The 17,594-nt window shown below is 56.2% G+C and carries 14 protein-coding genes; 6 read left to right on the top strand and 8 right to left on the bottom strand.

Annotation, left to right across the window (positions count from 1 at the left end; all coding sequences use genetic code 11):
- Positions 1 to 13 precede the first annotated feature (13 nt).
- The 7 genes from ACE3MN_RS00515 to zapB all read right to left on the bottom strand — a co-directional run bounded on the left by ACE3MN_RS00515 (position 14) and on the right by zapB (position 6,732).
- Complete coding sequence (locus ACE3MN_RS00515) at positions 14 to 736, bottom strand: GntR family transcriptional regulator (RefSeq protein ID WP_004137691.1); 723 nt, start codon at positions 734 to 736, stop codon at positions 14 to 16.
- A gap of 62 nt (positions 737 to 798) precedes the next feature.
- Positions 799 to 1,839, bottom strand: coding sequence for an ADP-ribosylglycohydrolase family protein (locus ACE3MN_RS00510; protein ID WP_024359703.1), 1,041 nt, complete (start codon positions 1,837 to 1,839; stop codon positions 799 to 801).
- Between the two features lie 9 nt (positions 1,840 to 1,848).
- Positions 1,849 to 2,808, bottom strand: a complete 960-nt coding sequence (locus ACE3MN_RS00505; protein WP_049086948.1) for an aminoimidazole riboside kinase — start codon at positions 2,806 to 2,808, stop codon at positions 1,849 to 1,851.
- A 10-nt stretch (positions 2,809 to 2,818) separates the two neighbouring features.
- Positions 2,819 to 4,153, bottom strand: a complete 1,335-nt coding sequence (locus ACE3MN_RS00500) for an MFS transporter (protein WP_049086947.1) — start codon at positions 4,151 to 4,153, stop codon at positions 2,819 to 2,821.
- Positions 4,154 to 4,419: 266 nt separating this feature from the next.
- Positions 4,420 to 5,181 carry a CDP-diacylglycerol diphosphatase gene (locus ACE3MN_RS00495; RefSeq protein WP_102650142.1) on the bottom strand — a complete coding sequence of 254 codons (762 nt, stop codon included), beginning with the start codon at positions 5,179 to 5,181 and terminating at the stop codon, positions 4,420 to 4,422.
- Between the two features lie 165 nt (positions 5,182 to 5,346).
- Positions 5,347 to 6,336 (bottom strand): sulfate ABC transporter substrate-binding protein, encoded by a 990-nt coding sequence (locus ACE3MN_RS00490; protein ID WP_004137680.1) that lies wholly within the window; start codon positions 6,334 to 6,336, stop codon positions 5,347 to 5,349.
- Between the two features lie 150 nt (positions 6,337 to 6,486).
- Positions 6,487 to 6,732 carry a septal ring assembly protein ZapB gene (gene zapB / locus ACE3MN_RS00485; RefSeq protein WP_009652751.1) on the bottom strand — a complete coding sequence of 82 codons (246 nt, stop codon included), beginning with the start codon at positions 6,730 to 6,732 and terminating at the stop codon, positions 6,487 to 6,489.
- Positions 6,733 to 7,174: 442 nt separating this feature from the next.
- Here zapB and ACE3MN_RS00480 point away from each other — a divergent pair, with 442 nt between their 5' ends.
- Both ACE3MN_RS00480 and glpK read left to right on the top strand, forming a co-directional pair.
- On the top strand, positions 7,175 to 8,026 hold the full coding sequence (locus ACE3MN_RS00480) for an MIP/aquaporin family protein (RefSeq protein ID WP_004106970.1): 852 nt from the start codon (positions 7,175 to 7,177) through the stop codon (positions 8,024 to 8,026).
- Positions 8,027 to 8,047: 21 nt separating this feature from the next.
- On the top strand, positions 8,048 to 9,559 hold the full coding sequence (gene glpK / locus ACE3MN_RS00475) for a glycerol kinase GlpK (RefSeq protein ID WP_004126722.1): 1,512 nt from the start codon (positions 8,048 to 8,050) through the stop codon (positions 9,557 to 9,559).
- A gap of 99 nt (positions 9,560 to 9,658) precedes the next feature.
- On the opposite strand, the gene gltS is transcribed toward glpK, so the two are convergent.
- A complete protein-coding gene (gltS, locus tag ACE3MN_RS00470) occupies positions 9,659 to 10,861 on the bottom strand; it encodes a sodium/glutamate symporter (RefSeq protein WP_024359700.1) in 1,203 nt (400 codons plus the stop codon).
- Positions 10,862 to 11,148: 287 nt separating this feature from the next.
- Between gltS and ACE3MN_RS00465 the strand changes: the two genes are divergently transcribed.
- From ACE3MN_RS00465 to ACE3MN_RS00450, 4 genes are all read left to right on the top strand, one after another.
- On the top strand, positions 11,149 to 12,540 hold the full coding sequence (locus ACE3MN_RS00465; protein WP_004137676.1) for a nucleobase:cation symporter-2 family protein: 1,392 nt from the start codon (positions 11,149 to 11,151) through the stop codon (positions 12,538 to 12,540).
- A 145-nt stretch (positions 12,541 to 12,685) separates the two neighbouring features.
- Positions 12,686 to 14,401 (top strand): AsmA family protein, encoded by a 1,716-nt coding sequence (locus ACE3MN_RS00460; RefSeq protein ID WP_102650141.1) that lies wholly within the window; start codon positions 12,686 to 12,688, stop codon positions 14,399 to 14,401.
- 194 nt (positions 14,402 to 14,595) lie between these two features.
- Positions 14,596 to 16,155, top strand: a complete 1,560-nt coding sequence (locus ACE3MN_RS00455; RefSeq protein ID WP_004137673.1) for a PTS transporter subunit EIIC — start codon at positions 14,596 to 14,598, stop codon at positions 16,153 to 16,155.
- A 13-nt stretch (positions 16,156 to 16,168) separates the two neighbouring features.
- Positions 16,169 to 17,548, top strand: coding sequence for a glycoside hydrolase (locus tag ACE3MN_RS00450; RefSeq protein WP_024359698.1), 1,380 nt, complete (start codon positions 16,169 to 16,171; stop codon positions 17,546 to 17,548).
- Positions 17,549 to 17,594: the final 46 nt, after the last annotated feature.

The following is a 17,594-nucleotide window of genomic DNA, read 5'->3' as shown; positions in this document are numbered from 1 at the left end:
CGGTGCGGGCAGATTAGTGATAATGAATTTCGCCAAAGTATTCCGACAGCACGTAATAACGGCAATATTCAAAAGGGCTGTTATGCCCGGCCTGAAACGTCTGTCTGGCGACGGATAATAGTGGTTTATTCGCCGCGATCTGCAGTTTTTCGCACAGGTCGGGGGAAGGTAAGATCGCCTCAACCTTTTCAATCGCCGAGTCACTGGTGACGTTTAATAGCGAATAAAGCGACGTATGTTCCAGCGCCTCTGGCGTGAGCTGCAGATCGGGAAAGAAGCTAAGATCGAGATAGATCTTTTCATGGTTAAACGGACGATTATTCAGGCAACGAATACGCGAGATATAGAGATAATGATGATGGGCGGGCAGGCTCAAACCATCTGCCTGAGCGTCACGCGCGCGACGCGGCGCAATCTCAAGAATACGGTTCTCTATCTCGACGCTGGCATCCTGAAGATCGCTGGTAATGCCGCGAAACGTGTGGCCGTAGCTCACTCCCTCCGGCACTGAGCACACTACCGATCCGCTTCCGCGCTGGGACGAAATAATGCCCGCATTGATTAATTCGCTCCAGGCCTGTTTAACCACGATGAGCGAGACGTTATAGGCTCTGGCAACCTCTTTTTGCGTCGGCAGCTGGCTGCCTAACGGCAAGGACCCATTCTGAATCTGCTGACAGATGATAAAAAATAGTTGCTTATAAAGCGGAGTAAAGCTCGTTTTATCAACCTGCAAACTGCGCACCTCACGTCTTCGCCAGCAGGGGACGTTTTACCGTCCCCGGCAGGGTGAATTCGCTACCCTGCGATTTGCCTGGCCAGTTGTGCCAAATCGAAATGATTCATACGATCCACGGTCGTTAAATAATCGGCGGGAAAAGCCTCCACGCCATGGAATGCGCCGGAAATCGCTCCAACCATGGTAGCGACAGTATCAGTATCATTGCCGATATTAACGCCGGAGATAATAGCATCTACGGCAGAATTCGGACAACACGCGAACAGGCCAAAGGCCGCCGGTACGGCTTCACTGACGTGCAGCCCGGAACCAATAATATCGGCAAGTTCCACCACCGCCGTTTCCCAATGACGATGGCGTTGACCGATAGCCACGGCCAGCTCGATGCGTCGGGCAACGGATGGGCCTGCCACCATCATCGCTCCTTGCTCCTGCGCCAGCAGATAGCCTCTTTGCGCGCCATAAATACCGGCGGCAATAATGGTGTCCGCATTGGTCTGCGATCTTAATGCTTCACTGGTTGCCGCCGCCATCGCCGCTGCGCCGGACATCGCCAGCACGTTATTATGCGTAAAGCGGCAAATCTGCAGCGCGCAGTGAATCGCCGCGTCAATATCCCCCGGATGCAGCACCGCCGCCGGCCAAATCTTCATGGCGGCGCCGTTGGTGGCTTCCGCGTTTCCCTTATTAATAATCTGTACCGACTGCTTTTCGCCTTCAAGATCGCCCTGCAAGGAGGCACGATTGTCATTGAATATCGCTTTCATTGCCGCACGCGTCGTCGGGCCGGTAAAGTTGGCGTAGTAAGGGTAATCCAGCCACTGCTGGAAGGCCTCGCGCATCGCCTCATCGCTGACCTGGCGCTGATGACGCAGCAGCGCGTCCATAATGTATTTCGCCTGAATAAAATCATCCGTGCACATACCCGCTTCGTTGCAGCGGCCAAACGTATCCGCTGGCGGTTTTTGAAAGGTCGTTACCCAGCCGCCGAAATAGTCCTTAATTTGCTGCTGGGTCCGTACTTCCGTCGCCGCGCCCATCGCGTCCGCTGCAGCGGCGCCTACCAGGCATCCCAGTATTTTGTTTTGATCAACGTGCATGATGACTCCTTATTTCACGGTCATGGCTTGTGCCAGCGAACGGCTGGACAGAAAAGTATTGAGCTGGTCGGGATACGGCAGAGCGGTCATTGCCCCTTTTGCCGTCACCGCCATTGCGCCGCAGGCGTTGGCATTGCTGATGGCCTCCGCCAGCAAGGCATGATTCCAGTAGTTTTCGCGGGAAAGCGTGAACAGCAGGCCGCCGACAAAGGCATCGCCAGCTCCGGTGGTATCGACGACCTCCACGCGCGGGGCGGGAAAAAGGAACTCTCCCTCGGCGGTGATGAGCAACGCCCCTTCGGCCCCCAACGAAATGATGGTGGTATCACAGCCCAGATCGCGCATGTAATACCGCGCATCCAGCCAGTGGCTGGCGCCGCTCAGCTGACACAGCTCATCGGCCGAGACTTTGCAGATAGACGCCAGCGCAGCGGAGCGGGCGATCAGGTCAGGGATCTCAGCGGTATTGCGCCACATCTTGCTGCGCAAGTTGACATCAAACAGAACGTAGCCGCCGGCCTCCCGCATTCTTCGCGCGCCCTCAAGACATGCCTCGCGAGCGGGACTGTCGGTGAGACCAATGGAGCTAAAGTAAAACCATTCGTATTTTCTGAACGTCGGCAGATCCTGAGGTGAAACGTAGGTATCAGCCCCCGGATGCACCAGATAGGTAAAGCTGCGCTCGCCGTCAGCCGTCAGATTGACGATCAGTACCGCACTGGTCAGGCTCGCATCCAGCCGCAGCGAAGAGACATCGACGCCGTTATCCTGAAAAACCTGGCGCAGGAAACGCCCGGCGTCATCGTCGCCAAGGCAGCCGATAAAACCGCACGTTCCGCCCAGCCTGGCAACGCAGACCCCCACGTTCGCCGAAGCGCCTCCGGGACATTTCAGGTAGCTGTTCTGTTTTTCCGGTACCAGGTCTACGGAGGCGTCTCCGATCGCCCAAACCTTATTCATGGCATTCATTTACGCCTCCTTATGCCTGTTTTTGCGCAAGGGCGAGCTGAATATCACGATAATATTCGTTATTAATCAGATACTTTTTCATAAGCAGCCCAACCGCAAGATGGAACAGTGCCGGAATGAGCGTCATCATCAGCGCAATACCGGTGAGCGAACGCGCGCTCTGTTCAACGTCGGCCTGATAGCCAAAGTGGCTCAGCAGAAATCCCAGTACGCCCCCCGCGATCCCCATACCAAACTTCTGGAAGAAGAGAATGCCGCCAAACGCGAGGCCGGATACCCGCAGCCCGGTTTTCTTTTCGCCATAATCCACCGCTTCGGCGATAGAGGACCAGAACACCGGCATTTGCATATCGCAGAAGAAATTAATAAGAAAATAGAACGTAAATGCCAGGATAAGATTTTCACGCCCGACGAAGAAATACATCATCGCGCTTAGTACAAAGGTAATAATCTGGGTGTAGCGGAACATCTTAATTTTATCCCAGAACTTGGTTATCCAGGTGGTGGCGATCATCGCCAGAATAGAGGCGACAACGCCGGTAGTCAGAAAAGGTGAAATCAGGCTATCGCCGCCATTAAGATAATACTTGGCATAATAGGCCGCGACGGAACCGCGAATAACGTAACCGCACATCAGCAATAAAATAACAACCCCAAGAATAATCCACTGATCGTTACGTAACAGATACTTAAACTGCTTCCCTACCGATAGCGAAGTAATTTCCGGCTCGCTACGTTCACGGGTGGTGAGAAAACAGAAGATAAACAGCAGGGCCCCCATCGCGCCCATTAGCCCCATAGAAAACTGGTAACCCAGCGCCTTGTTGCCCTGCCCCAGCCAGACGGCAAGCATCGGGACGACAATAGTGACCAGGAAAGCGGCAATTTTGGTCATCACAAAGCGATAGCCGTTTGCGCTTAGCCGTTCCACGGGATCGCTGGTAATCACGCCAATCATCGAGATATAGGGAATAGTGATAGCGGTATAGACCAGGGTCATCAGAATATAGGTGCCATAGGCCCACGCCAGCTTGGCCATATAAACCATATCAGGCGTGATAAACATTAAATAAACGGCGAAGCCAAAAGGGATGGCAAACCACAGCAGCCACGGGCGATAGCGTCCCCAGCGCGTATTCAGCTTATCGGTAAGGACGCCCATGGCCGGATCGATAATGGCATCGATCATCCGCACAACCACGAAAAGTACGCCGACATCAGCGGCGCTCAGGCCGTAGATATCGGTATAAAAATAGGCGAGAAGCAGCTGCATGGCGATGATCACAACGTTTATCGCCATATCTCCTGCGCCGAAGCCGATTTTTTCCACGATAGAAAGTTTCATGTTGATATTCCTTTACGCTTAGCCGCGCAAATAGAGGGAACAATTAATGATGTCACTACATGAAATAAAAACGTTTTTATAAATAAGCCACCAGTCAGACACGCAATGGAGGCTATGAAGAGAGTGTAACGATCCTCAAAAAGATATAAAGGTATACCTTTATATCTTTTGATCGGTTTCACATATTTTTATACACCCGATCCTACCCCGACGTTAAACCGGGATAGGAATCAAGGAGATAATGAATGGCGGGAACGTAAAGGAAATTAACGGGATGCCAGAATGGCGCAGCTATGGTCCTGAATCTCTTCCGCCGATGCGCGATTCAGCGTCAGCAGGTTACGCTCGGTCGCCAGCAGCACCAGCGAGCCGTCGCTCTGCTTCGCCATCGCCAGCGCGAAACGCCCCATATGTTCGCGCGCTTCCGGCACCTCTTCAGCCAGCATCAGGAACGGGCTGCGCTGCGCCAGCTCCGTTTCGGTGACCCGGCGCGCCAGATATTCGTGGCCCAGTAGTCCACCGGGCAGCGGCAACCAGCGACTGCTGATAGCGGGCGCTTCCTTGTCCAGCTGAGTACGGACATCGGGACGCAGGCAGGAGATATGGATATGGAAATGATTTTGCGTGCGTCCGCTGCGCGAGTTGATGGTCAAGGAGACCGCGTCATCCGATACGGCGGAACCACGATGCTGGCTCATGATTTCACGCCCCTGCCAGGCCTGCCAGAAGAAGTTCGGCGTCAGGGGATTGAGCAGCAGCGGGCTTTCGGTGCCGTTAATGCGGTAAGTGGGCATCAGTAGATACTGCAGCGGGCCATTGCGGTCTTTAAACAGGACATAGCCGCCCTTCAGGTTCACTTCCGCGCAGGGCGCGGGATTCTGGCGCTGCTGTTGATTGGGGACGCACTGTTGTAGAACAATTTTGCGCAACGCATCAGGGTTGCCGGAATGGAGCCAGTAGTAGCCGCCGGCTATCGCCGCCACAACCGCCACCAGCAGCGCTAATAAAAGGTATCGTACTCTTCGCATTCTATTTTCCTGTCTCAGCCAGAAACGGAAGAGTAACGCAGTTTGATGACTAAATGAAAACAGGAAGAGGTTCGGTGTGTTTTCCCGGAGGCGGCGCTATGCGCCTGTCCGGGCTACCCCCTATTCCCGACAAACTCACCGCTGCCGGGAATAAGAAGAGGCTATTTAACGCTGATTGATCTGGTCGAAGGTGCCGCCGTTGGAGAAGTGCTCTTTCTGCGCTTTCGTCCAGCCGCCAAACACGTCATCAATGGTGAACAGCTTCAGTTTCGGGAACTCATCGGCGTATTTTTTCGCTATTTCAGGGTCACGCGGGCGATAGAAGTTCTTCGCCGCAATCTCCTGGCCTTCCGGCGAATAGAGGTACTTCAGATACGCTTCCGCCACCTGGCGAGTGCCCTTCTTGTCGACTACTTTATCCACCACGGAAACCGTCGGCTCGGCGAGAATCGATTCGCTCGGCGTCACGATCTCAAATTTATCTTTACCCAGCTCATTGGTCGCCAGCAGGGCTTCGTTTTCCCAGGCGATCAGCACATCGCCTATCCCGCGCTCTACGAAGGTGTTCGTCGCGCCCCGGGCGCCGGAATCCAGCACTTCGACGTTCTTAAACAGCGCTTTTACGAACTCCTGCGCCTTCGCCTGGTCGCCATTGTTCTGGTGCAGGGCGTAGCCCCAGGCCGCCAGATAGTTCCAGCGCGCGCCGCCGGAGCTTTTCGGGTTCGGGGTAATCACCGACACGCCTGGTTTAATCAGGTCGTTCCAGTCGTGAATCTGCTTCGGGTTGCCTTTACGTACGAGGAACACGATGGTGGAGGTATACGGCGCGGAGTTATCCGGCAGACGTTTCAGCCAGTTTTTGTCGATTCGGCCGCGTTCGGCAATTGCATCGACGTCATAGGCCAGCGCAAGGGTCACCACGTCGGCTTCAATACCGTTGATCACCGAGGTCGCCTGTTTGCCGGAGCCGCCGTGGGATTGACGAATCACCACGTTGTCGCCGGTTTCTTGCTTCCAGTGGGCGCTAAAAGCTTTGTTGTACTGTTCGTACAGCTCGCGCGTCGGATCGTAAGAAACGTTTAATAGTTGAATGTCTTTTGCCAGAACGCTGGCGGATGCCAGCAACAGAGTTAACCCCACGCCCCACTTATTCATCGCACCGCTCTCTTTATGTAGTGTTGTGATGGATTAAGCGTGCCAGAAAGCGGACTGATGATTAAAGAATAAAAAAAGATTGGCTATAACTTGCGAGTATATAGAACGGGGAAGTGTTGCCCCCTCCCGAACGGGAGAGGGCGGGAAGCGTTAGACTTCTTCCATACGGCCCAGCAGCGCCTGCAGACGATCCTGCCAGCCCTGCTGCTGTTCTTTCAGCTGACCGTTTTCACGCTCAAGCTCTTCACGGCTGTGCTGTGCGCTCTGTACTTCCTGCGCCAGCGTGTTGTTCTTCTCTTTCAGCTCTTCGATTTCCATCTGTAACAGAGTGATGGTATCAATCGCCTGCTGAACTTTAGATTCTAATTTCTCAAACACTTCTAATGACATCGTCATACCTCTCCTGAACTTGCAAGGCGTTGATAGAAACCGTCCGTTTCGTATACGCGTTGACGCCTTAACGAAAATTAGCGCACTACAGTGGTGATGTAGTCGATTGTATGAAGCCCCGTCGCCCCTGTCCAGCGACAACCCGCGTAGATTGCGGTTTGCGACACTTTTCAGCCTTTACCTGGTCCGTTCGCCGCTTTTACCCGGCAGTTTTTCGTAATTGTTAATCAAGGCGTAAAAAAATGCGCGGTGAAACGCTCCCGCAAACGACCGAACACGCGTTTATGGCGCGAAAACGCTCATTTTCTTGACGTGGTACACACATTTGAATTTCGATATTTCTCGTTTTTGTTCGTTAACGATAAATTAACACTATGCCTACATGGCAGCGTGGTCGCCTGCGACCTTCACACATACAATAATCATCACTACGCTTCAGGATTCGATTATGAGCCAAACATCAACACTAAAAGGCCAGTGCATCGCAGAGTTCCTCGGTACCGGGTTGTTGATCTTTTTCGGCGTTGGGTGCGTCGCTGCGCTTAAGGTCGCGGGAGCCAGCTTCGGTCAATGGGAAATCAGCATCATCTGGGGTCTGGGCGTCGCCATGGCGATTTACCTGACCGCAGGGGTTTCCGGTGCGCACCTTAACCCGGCGGTCACCATCGCGCTGTGGCTGTTCGCCTGTTTTGACGGTCGTAAAGTTGTTCCTTTTATCATTGCGCAATTCGCTGGCGCCTTTTGCGCTGCGGCTTTAGTTTACGGGCTTTATTACAATCTTTTCTTCGATTTCGAACATACCCACAATATGGTGCGCGGTAGCGTCGAAAGTCTCGAGCTGGCAGGCATTTTTTCTACTTACCCGAACCCGCATATCAATTTTGTGCAGGCCTTCGCGGTAGAAATGGTGATTACCGCTATCCTGATGGGCGTCATTCTGGCGCTGACCGACGATGGCAACGGCGTGCCGCGTGGCCCGCTGGCGCCGCTGCTGATTGGTCTGCTGATCGCCGTTATCGGCGCATCCATGGGCCCGCTGACCGGCTTCGCCATGAACCCGGCGCGTGATATCGGACCGAAAGCCTTCGCCTGGCTGGCAGGCTGGGGCAATGTCGCTTTCACCGGCGGCAAAGATATTCCTTATTTCCTGGTGCCGCTGTGCGCGCCAATCGTCGGTGCTGCGCTGGGCGCATTTTGCTACCGCAAGCTGATTGGCCGCCACCTGCCTTGCGACACCTGCGTCGTCGAAGAGAAAGAAGCCGCATCCCCCTCTACGACGCAACACAAAGCTTCGCTGTAATCTGACTACGGGACTCATACTATGACCGACAAAAAATATATCGTAGCGCTCGACCAGGGCACCACCAGCTCCCGCGCCGTGGTAATGGATCACGATGCCAATATCGTCAGCGTCTCTCAGCGAGAATTCGAACAAATTTATCCGCGCCCAGGCTGGGTTGAACACGACCCGATGGAGATCTGGGCATCGCAAAGCTCTACGCTGGTCGAAGTGCTGGCAAAAGCCGATATTAGCTCCGATGAAATCGCGGCGATCGGTATCACCAACCAGCGTGAAACAGCCATCGTGTGGGAGCGTGAAACCGGCAAGCCGATTTATAACGCTATCGTCTGGCAGTGCCGCCGTACCGCCGAAATCTGCGAGCAGCTCAAGCGCGACGGCATGGAAGAGTACATCCGCAAGGCCACCGGCCTGGTGGTTGACCCCTACTTCTCCGGCACCAAAGTGAAGTGGATCCTTGACCACGTCGAAGGCGCGCGCGAGCGCGCTAAACGCGGCGAGCTGCTGTTCGGCACCGTAGATACCTGGCTTATCTGGAAAATGACCCAGGGACGCGTTCACGTGACCGACTACACCAACGCCTCGCGTACCATGCTGTTCAATATCCACGAGCTGGACTGGGACGACAAAATGCTCGACGCGCTGGATATCCCGCGCGCCATGCTGCCGGAAGTGCGCAAATCTTCCGAAGTGTACGGCCAGACCAATATCGGCGGTAAGGGCGGGACGCGTATTCCGATCGCCGGTATCGCCGGCGACCAGCAGGCTGCGCTGTTCGGCCAGCTGTGCGTTAAAGAAGGAATGGCGAAAAACACCTACGGTACCGGCTGCTTTATGCTGATGAATACCGGCGAGAAAGCGGTGACGTCAACGCACGGCCTGCTGACCACCATCGCCTGCGGTCCGCGCGGTGAGGTGAACTATGCGCTGGAAGGCGCGGTGTTTATGGCGGGCGCCTCCATTCAGTGGCTGCGCGATGAGATGAAGCTGATTAGCGACGCGTTCGATTCCGAATATTTCGCCACCAAAGTGAAGGATACCAACGGCGTGTACGTCGTTCCGGCCTTTACCGGCCTCGGCGCGCCGTACTGGGACCCGTACGCCCGCGGCGCGATCTTCGGCCTGACCCGCGGCGTAAACTCCAACCACATTATTCGCGCCACGCTGGAGTCGATTGCCTATCAGACCCGCGACGTGCTGGAAGCGATGCAGGCTGACTCGGGGATCCGACTGCACGCCTTGCGCGTTGATGGCGGAGCGGTCGCCAACAACTTCCTGATGCAGTTCCAGTCCGATATTCTCGGCACCCGCGTGGAGCGCCCGGAAGTCCGTGAAGTCACCGCGCTGGGCGCAGCCTATCTGGCCGGTCTGGCGGTCGGTTTCTGGCAGAATCTGGATGAGCTGCAGGAGAAAGCCGTTATCGAGCGCGAGTTCCGTCCGGGAATTGAAACCACCGAGCGTAACTATCGCTACAGCGGCTGGAAGAAAGCGGTAAAACGCGCGCTGGCGTGGGAAGAGCACGACGAAGCGTAAGTTTGTTGAGGTATTCCCGGCTTGCGGCGTAAACGCCTTAGCCGGGCTACCAAAACCAAAAACCGCGCTGGCCTGTAGCGCAGCGTCTCCGGGTTTTTATCAGCCGAATACCGGCAGCAGCAGATAGAGCTTAATCACCAGCGCGTTAACGATATCGATAAAGAACGCGCCCACCATCGGCACCACCAGAAACGCCATGTGCGACGGACCGAAACGGTCGGTTATCGCCTGCATGTTGGCAATCGCCGTCGGCGTCGCGCCGAGGCCGAAACCACAGTGGCCGGCGGCCAGCACCGCGGCATCGTAGTTTTTACCCATCATCCGGTAGGTCACAAACACCGCATACAGCGCCATCGCTACCGTCTGCACCGCCAGAATGGCAATCATCGGCAGCGCCAACGACGCCAGCTCCCACAGCTTCAGGCTCATCAGCGCCATCGCCAGGAACAGCGACAGACTGACGTTACCCAGCACCGACACCGCGCGATCGAACACGCGATACAGCCCCAGCGCCGACAGGCTGTTGCTCAGGATCACGCCGATAAACAATACGCAAACGAAAGTGGGCAGTTCAAATACGGTTCCCGCCAGCAGTTGCGCAACGATCTTCCCTACCGTTAAGCAGATGGCGATCAGCGCAATGCTCTCAATCAGCACCAGCGAGGTGATCATGCGCCCCATATCCGGCTTTTCAAACGCGGTCGGCGCGAGCTGATCGTCCGGTGTGCCGTCAGGGGAAGAAGAGTGCTTAACCAGATAGCGCGCCACCGGCCCGCCGATCAGGCCGCCAAGGACGAGGCCGAAGGTTGCGCAAGCCATCGCCACTTCGGTGGCGTTGGCGAAACCATAGCGCTCAACAAACAACTTACTCCACGCCGCGCCAGTGCCGTGGCCGCCGGAAAGGGTAATCGAACCGGCCAGCAGCCCCATCAACGGGTCGAGGCCCAGCAGCTTCGCCATGCCGATACCGAGGGCGTTTTGCAGCAGCAGCAGCCCCACCACCACAATCAGGAACGTCCCCACGACTTTACCGCCAGCCCGCAGGCTGGCGAGGTTGGCGTTGAGGCCGATAGTGGCGAAGAACGCCAGCATTAGCGGATCTTTCAGGCTCATATCGAAATCAATTTCGATATCCATGCTTTTCTTTAATACCAGCAGCGCCAGCGCGACCAGCAGGCCGCCCGCGACGGGCTCAGGAATGGTGTATTTCTTGAGGAAAGGAACGGTTTGAACGAGTTTTCTACCCAGTAGCAACACTAAAGTTGCGGCAACGAGCGTCGATAAGGTATCGAGATGAAACATAAAAAAGAGCTCCTTATAGGCGCATGATCCATTCACACGCGACGATATTCCCGGTGTCGATTGCTTCTCATCATGAGTAATCGGGAAGGGATTTTAAGCAGAAGTGTGGAAAAAAGGACAGGAAAAGATATTTTGTAGGGATATTGATGCGATCAAGCATACAAAATGTTAATAAATGTTTGTTGCCTATTCCTTGTATAAATATTTATCGCTAACGAGTGGCAAACGTTTGCTTTTGGTCTACAGTCCGATAAAATCCCCGCTTTGCCACCTTTGGGATTGTTGTGATGTCCGTTAACACCGCAGAGTCAGAAAATGCGCAACCGGTTGCGCACAAGCAAACCAGCGAATTAATCTACCGCCTCGAAGACCGCCCGCCGCTACCGCAAACCCTGTTCGCCGCGTTCCAGCACCTGCTGGCGATGTTTGTCGCGGTCATCACTCCGGCGCTGTTAATTTGCCAGGCCCTGGGCCTTCCGGCTCAGGATACGCAACACATCATCAGCATGTCCCTTTTCGCCTCCGGCGTGGCATCCATCATTCAAATCAAAGCCTGGGGCCCGGTCGGCTCCGGTCTGCTCTCAATTCAGGGCACCAGCTTTAACTTCGTCGCGCCGCTGATCATGGGCGGCACCGCGCTGAAAACCGGCGGCGCCGATGTTCCGACCATGATGGCCGCGCTGTTCGGCACCCTGATGCTGGCCAGCTGTACGGAGATGGTTCTCTCCCGCGTCCTGCATCTCGCCCGCCGCATTATTACCCCGCTGGTCTCCGGCGTGGTGGTGATGATTATCGGCCTGTCGCTGATTCAGGTTGGCCTGACCTCCATCGGCGGCGGCTACGCGGCTATGGCCGATCACACCTTCGGCGCGCCGAAAAATCTGCTGCTGGCGGGCATCGTGCTGGCGCTGATCATTATCCTTAACCGCCAGCGCAACCCATATCTGCGCATCGCTTCGCTGGTTATCGCGATGGCGGCCGGCTACCTGGCGGCATGGTTGCTCGATATGCTGCCGGCCAATACCGCGCCGACGGAAAGCAGCCTGATTATGGTGCCTACGCCGCTGTACTACGGGCTGGGCATCGACTGGAACCTGCTGCTGCCGCTGATGCTGGTGTTTATGATTACCTCGCTGGAAACCATCGGCGATATTACCGCCACCTCTGACGTCTCCGAGCAGCCGGTTTCCGGCCCGCTCTATATGAAGCGTCTGAAGGGCGGCGTGCTGGCTAACGGCCTGAACTCCTTCGTCTCGGCGGTATTCAATACCTTCCCGAACTCCTGCTTTGGCCAGAACAACGGCGTGATACAGCTGACCGGCGTCGCCAGCCGCTATGTCGGTTTCGTGGTCGCGCTGATGCTGATCGTGCTCGGGCTGTTCCCGGCGGTGAGCGGTTTTGTACAGCATATTCCTGAGCCGGTGCTCGGCGGCGCGACGCTGGTCATGTTCGGCACCATTGCCGCCTCCGGCGTGCGTATCGTCTCCCGCGAGCCGCTGAACCGCCGGGCGATCCTGATTATCGCCCTGTCGCTGGCCGTCGGCCTTGGCGTCTCCCAGCAGCCGCTGATCCTGCAGTTCGCCCCTGACTGGCTGAAGAACCTGCTCTCCTCGGGTATCGCTGCTGGCGGTATCACGGCGATTGTGCTGAATCTGATTTTCCCGCCAGAGAAAAACTGATCCTCTCTGACGCTCCGGCCGCGCGATGCTGGCCGGGGCGTCTGCATCATCAATCTCACATCATCTCATTACACAATTCCTGTCTTGAGGATTGCGCATAATTCGGGCATAACAGCCTTATGTGCCTCGCTCAGGATCGAAGATCATGAAATTTCTCAGAAAGCTGATTCTCTGGCTGCTGATTGCCCTGCTGGTGGTGATTATTGCCGCTTACTTCCTGCTGCAAACCCAGTGGGGTGGGCGCCAGGCCAGCGCCTGGCTAAGCGACGGCACCGGCTGGAAGGTTTCTTTCAACAAGATGAACCATAATTTCTCCTCGCCGATGCACCTGCAGCTGCAAAACGTCACCCTCGGCCGCGACGGCAAACCCGCCACGCTGGTGGCGCAAACGGTGGATATTGGTTTTAGCAGCCGCCAGTTTAGCGACCCGCTGCATGCCGACGAAATCGTCCTCAGTGACGGCACGCTAAACTTTTCCCCTTCCTCTGCGGCGCTGCCGTTCGCCGCCGACCGTCTGCAGCTGCGCAATATGGCGTTCAACAGCCCGGAGAGCGACTGGGATCTGAGCGCGCAGCGCGTCACCGGCGGCGTCAGCCCGTGGGCGCCGGAAGCGGGCAACGTGCTCGGCAAGAAAACGCAGATTCAGATCAGCGCCGGTTCGATGACGCTCAACGGTATTGAAGCCAGCAACGTGCTGATTCAGGGGAATATTGATAACGGCGAAGTGTCCCTCTCGACCATTGGAGCGGACGTCGCCCGCGGTACGCTCACCGGCACGGCGAAACGCAGCGCCGACGGCGGCTGGCAGGTCGATAATTTGCGCCTCAGCGAAATCCGCCTGCAAAGCGATAAATCCCTCGCCGACTTTTTCGCGCCGCTGACTACCCTGCCCTCGCTACAGATTGGCCGCCTTGATGTCACCGACGCTAGCCTGCAGGGGCCTGACTGGGCGATCGCCGGTCTCGACCTTAATCTGCGCAACCTCACCCTGAGCCGCGGCGACTGGCAAAGCCAGGAGGGTACGCTGTCGATGAACGCCAACGAGTTTATTTACGGCTCGCTGCACTTCCTCGACCCGATCCTTAACGCCGGGTTCTCACCGCAGGGCATCGCGCTGCGCCAGTTCACCTCACGCTGGGAGGGCGGCATGGTACGCACATCCGGCAACTGGCTGCGCGCCGGCCGCGCCCTGGTGCTGGATGACGCGGCGTTCGCCGGGCTGGAATACACCCTGCCGGACAACTGGAAGCAGCTGTGGATGGCGCCGCTGCCCGACTGGCTGCAAAGCCTGACGCTGAGAAAGTTCAGCGCCAGCCGCAACCTGATTATCGATATTGAACCGGCGTTCCCGTGGCAAATCACCGCGCTTGACGGCTACGGCGGCGAGCTGCAGCTGGTGAAAAACCGCAGCTGGGGCGTGTGGAGCGGTAGCGCGACGCTGAACGCCGCCGCCGCGACGTTTAACCGGATTGACGTCCGCCGCCCGTCGCTGAAGCTGAGCGCCAACGCCTCAACGGTGAACGTTAACGAGCTCAGCGCCTTTACCGAGCGTGGGATCCTGCAAGCCACCGCGGCGGTGTCGCAGCTCCCGCAGCGCCAGGTCAACCTGAGCCTCAACGGTCGCGGCGTGCCGCTGAATATTTTGCAGGCGTGGGGCTGGCCCGCGCTGCCGGTTTCCGGCGACGGGAACCTTCAGCTGACGGCGACCGGCAGCGTGCAGGCGGATGTGCCGCTGAAGCCGACCGTCAACGGGCAGCTTAGCGCGATAAATATGGAGAAACAGCAGGTGGCGCAGGTGATGCGCAACGGGGAGGTCTCCAGCACCCAGCCCCCTTCAGCACCGGCGACAACGACTCCCTGACTTTCCCTCTCCCTCCCCCCTCTCCCCACGGGAGAGGGGCCTGTTCCGTTCGCGAAACCTGTTGCCATTAAGCGGCTGTTTGTACCTATTTCCCGCAACCTGTTCCTTTCAAATAACGGACTTGCTATAACAAAAATACTGGAAGTTAAAAAAATAATTAAAGTCCCTGAACCTACAAAAATAAAGGAACAACCATGTCCGTAATACGTCAGCGTATTCTGGAGAATATGCAAAAATTCTCCAGAGCAATGATCGGCGCAGTATTGTTCTTGCCGGTCATTGGCTTAATTTTGGCACTCAGTTCAGTCTTAACTAACCCAACATTAATTTCGGAGACCAGTTTTTTACACCAGCTCGGACAGCTCCTCGGCGATACCTTCTGGCCTTTATTCGGCAATCTGGGATTACTCTTTTGCGTCGGCATTAGCTATGGTCTGGCAAAAGATAAAAAAACCGAAGTCGCGCTGGTTTCGGTAATGTGTTTTATCATGTTTCTTGGCGCTAACCACTCGTGGCTGGAGCATACCCACGGCCTTGCGGAAAAAATTAACGGCGAATATTACGGTACCGGGCAGACTCAGCTGCTGGGCTTTGTGGTGGTCGATATGGGGGTTTTCCTCGGGATTATTCTCGGCTGCACCATCGCCTGGGTGCATAACAAAGTCTCGACGATTGAACTGCCCGGCGCGCTCTCCATGTACGGCGGAGCCAAGCTGACGCTGGTGGCGATGACGCCGGTCGTCATTTTCTACGCCATCGCCTTTACCTGGTTCTGGCCGTTTATGACCCACGGCATCGCGGCGCTGACCGGTTTTATGAAAAACGCCGGCGTAGCGGGAGTCTTCGTTTACGGCTTCTTTGAAAAATTCCTCATCCCCACCGGCCTGCACCACTTCGTCTGGTCGCCGTTCCAGCTCACGCAAATCGGCGGCACGCTGAGCGTCGACGGCCAGGTCGTCTCCGGTACCCAGGCGATTTTCCTCGCCTATATGCGCCACCCGGATTTAACCCCGGTGATGAACGAGGCGCTGCGTTTCTCGCAGCAGGGGATGACCACCATCTTCGGCCTGGCCGGCGCCTCGTTGGCGTTTTACCACACGGCGAAACCGGAGAAAAAAATGATGGCCAAAGCGATTCTGCTACCGGCCATTATCACCTCCATGCTCACCGGCATCACCGAGCCGATTGAGTTTACCTTCCTGTTCGTTTCGCCGCTGCTGTGGGTGATCCACGCCACCTTAACCGCGGCCTCGCAGGCGATTTGCGACATCTTTACCGTGCGTCCCTGGGGCGCTTCCGGGCTGATTGAGTTCCTGATTTACAACCTGCCGCTGCCGGTATCCCTGACGCGCTGGCCCGGCTACGTGCTTATCGGGATCGGTCAGTTCGCCGTCTACTACGTTATCTTCCGCACCCTGGTCGTTAAGTTGAATCTCAAAACGCCGGGTCGTGAAGACGATGAAAACGTGAAGTTATATAGCAAGGCGGATTATCGTAAAAAAATGGGCGAACCGCAGTCGGTGACTAACGAAATTATCAATGGCTTGGGTGGTAAAGAGAACATTATTTCCGTCGACAACTGTTTCACCCGCCTGCGCGTCGCTATTCATAATATGGATCTGGTTGACGATACGATATTAAAAAGCACCGGCGCAAATGGCGTAGTACGAAATCGAAATGAAGTTCAGGTTATTTACGGCGTCAAAGTGGGACAGGTTCGTTCCCGGGTTGATAGCTGGCTAGCAGAAAATTAATTGGGAGTGATTTATGAAATTAACCGTATTAGGCGGGGGCGGCGTTCGCTCTGCGTTTCTGGCAAAATCTCTGGCATATAATGCGCACCGCATTGGGTTAACGGAAGTGGTATTTCTCGACAGCTCCGCGGAGAACCTGGCGATATTCGGCGAGATTGCCCGCTATGTGTTTAATGCTATTCGCCCGGATATTCACTTCAGCGTGACCAGCGACCCGGTGCCGGCGCTGAAAAATAGCCACTATGTGATCACCACCCTGCGGGTCGGCGGCGATGAGAGCCGGATCCGCGACGAGCGTATCGCCCTGGAGCACAATACGCTGGGCCAGGAGACCACCGGGGCGGGCGGATTCGCCATGGCGATGCGCTCCATTCCGGCGATTCTCAACTACTGCCGCCTGATTGAAGAACATGCCGCCGAAGACGCCATTCTGTTTAACTTCACCAACCCGTCGGGCCTGGTCACCGAGGCGATTATCAAATCCGGCTTTAAGCGTCGGGTGTACGGCATCTGCGACGCGCCGTCGGAGCTGATTCGCGAGCTGCCGGCAATCCTCGGCTGCGACGAGCGCGATCTCGGCGTCGAGTGCTACGGGCTGAACCACTTCTCCTGGTTTACCCACTTCACCGTGCGCGGCGAGGATGTCACCGAGCGCCTGATCGCCAGCCCGGACCTGTATCGCAAGACGGCAATGCAGTACTTTTCACCGGAGCTGGTTCAGCTGTGCGATAAGCAGCTGCTGAATGAATATCTTTATTACTACTACTATCGCGAAGTGGCTTTAAAAGCGATTCAGAACGCGCCGGAAACCCGCGGCGAGCAGATTGCCCGCATCAATCACGATATGCGCGAAGAGCTGCGGACCGTGGATGTGAAAGCCAACCCGGAAGCGGCGTTTACCCTCTGGATGAAGCACTATCTGCGCCGGGAAAATAGCTATATGCAGAACGAGTCGCAGCAGGAAAAATTCCATACCCGCGAGCCGTTGACCTTAAAGCAGTTTATCGAGGAGCCGGATACCGGCGGCTACGCGGGCGTGGCGCTGGATATTCTGGAGGCGGTCAACAGCACCGCCACCAAGCGTATCGTGGTGTCGATGTCGAACAACGGCACGCTGGACTTCCTGCGCCCGGATGATGTGATTGAGATCAGCTGCGACCTGAGTAAAGACGGCCTGAAGCCAGTGACACCGAAGCATGTGCCGACGGCGCAGAAAAATATGATCGCCAGCGTGAAAGAGTATGAGCGGCTGGCGGTGGCGGCGATTCTGCAGCGCGATAAATCGCTGGCGGTACGGGCGCTAATGGCGCATCCGCTGGTCGGCTCGTATTCGCTGGCGAAAACGTTGGTTGAAGCCTATCTCGACGATAAGCAGTTCGCCGACTGGCAATAAACGTCCGGTAAAATCCCCCGGATGGCGGCTAACGCCTTATCCGGGC

This window comes from Klebsiella grimontii (assembly GCF_042137965.1).
Taxonomy (GTDB): Bacteria; Pseudomonadota; Gammaproteobacteria; order Enterobacterales; family Enterobacteriaceae; genus Klebsiella; species Klebsiella grimontii.
Note: the sequence above shows the minus strand (reverse complement) of the source record. Positions and strands in the feature narration are given on the sequence as shown.

Excerpts from the sequence above, each read along its gene's own strand:
- ACE3MN_RS00510 (WP_024359703.1), bottom strand. The coding sequence starts at position 1,839 with ATGCACGTTGATCAAAACAAAATACTGGGATGCCTGGTAGGCGCCGCT.
- ACE3MN_RS00505 (WP_049086948.1), bottom strand. The coding sequence starts at position 2,808 with ATGAATGCCATGAATAAGGTTTGGGCGATCGGAGACGCCTCCGTAGAC.
- ACE3MN_RS00500 (WP_049086947.1), bottom strand. The coding sequence starts at position 4,153 with ATGAAACTTTCTATCGTGGAAAAAATCGGCTTCGGCGCAGGAGATATG.
- ACE3MN_RS00495 (WP_102650142.1), bottom strand. The coding sequence starts at position 5,181 with ATGCGAAGAGTACGATACCTTTTATTAGCGCTGCTGGTGGCGGTTGTG.
- ACE3MN_RS00490 (WP_004137680.1), bottom strand. The coding sequence starts at position 6,336 with ATGAATAAGTGGGGCGTGGGGTTAACTCTGTTGCTGGCATCCGCCAGC.
- zapB (WP_009652751.1), bottom strand. The coding sequence starts at position 6,732 with ATGACGATGTCATTAGAAGTGTTTGAGAAATTAGAATCTAAAGTTCAG.
- ACE3MN_RS00480 (WP_004106970.1), top strand. The coding sequence starts at position 7,175 with ATGAGCCAAACATCAACACTAAAAGGCCAGTGCATCGCAGAGTTCCTC.
- glpK (WP_004126722.1), top strand. The coding sequence starts at position 8,048 with ATGACCGACAAAAAATATATCGTAGCGCTCGACCAGGGCACCACCAGC.
- gltS (WP_024359700.1), bottom strand. The coding sequence starts at position 10,861 with ATGTTTCATCTCGATACCTTATCGACGCTCGTTGCCGCAACTTTAGTG.
- ACE3MN_RS00465 (WP_004137676.1), top strand. The coding sequence starts at position 11,149 with ATGTCCGTTAACACCGCAGAGTCAGAAAATGCGCAACCGGTTGCGCAC.
- ACE3MN_RS00460 (WP_102650141.1), top strand. The coding sequence starts at position 12,686 with ATGAAATTTCTCAGAAAGCTGATTCTCTGGCTGCTGATTGCCCTGCTG.
- ACE3MN_RS00455 (WP_004137673.1), top strand. The coding sequence starts at position 14,596 with ATGTCCGTAATACGTCAGCGTATTCTGGAGAATATGCAAAAATTCTCC.
- ACE3MN_RS00450 (WP_024359698.1), top strand. The coding sequence starts at position 16,169 with ATGAAATTAACCGTATTAGGCGGGGGCGGCGTTCGCTCTGCGTTTCTG.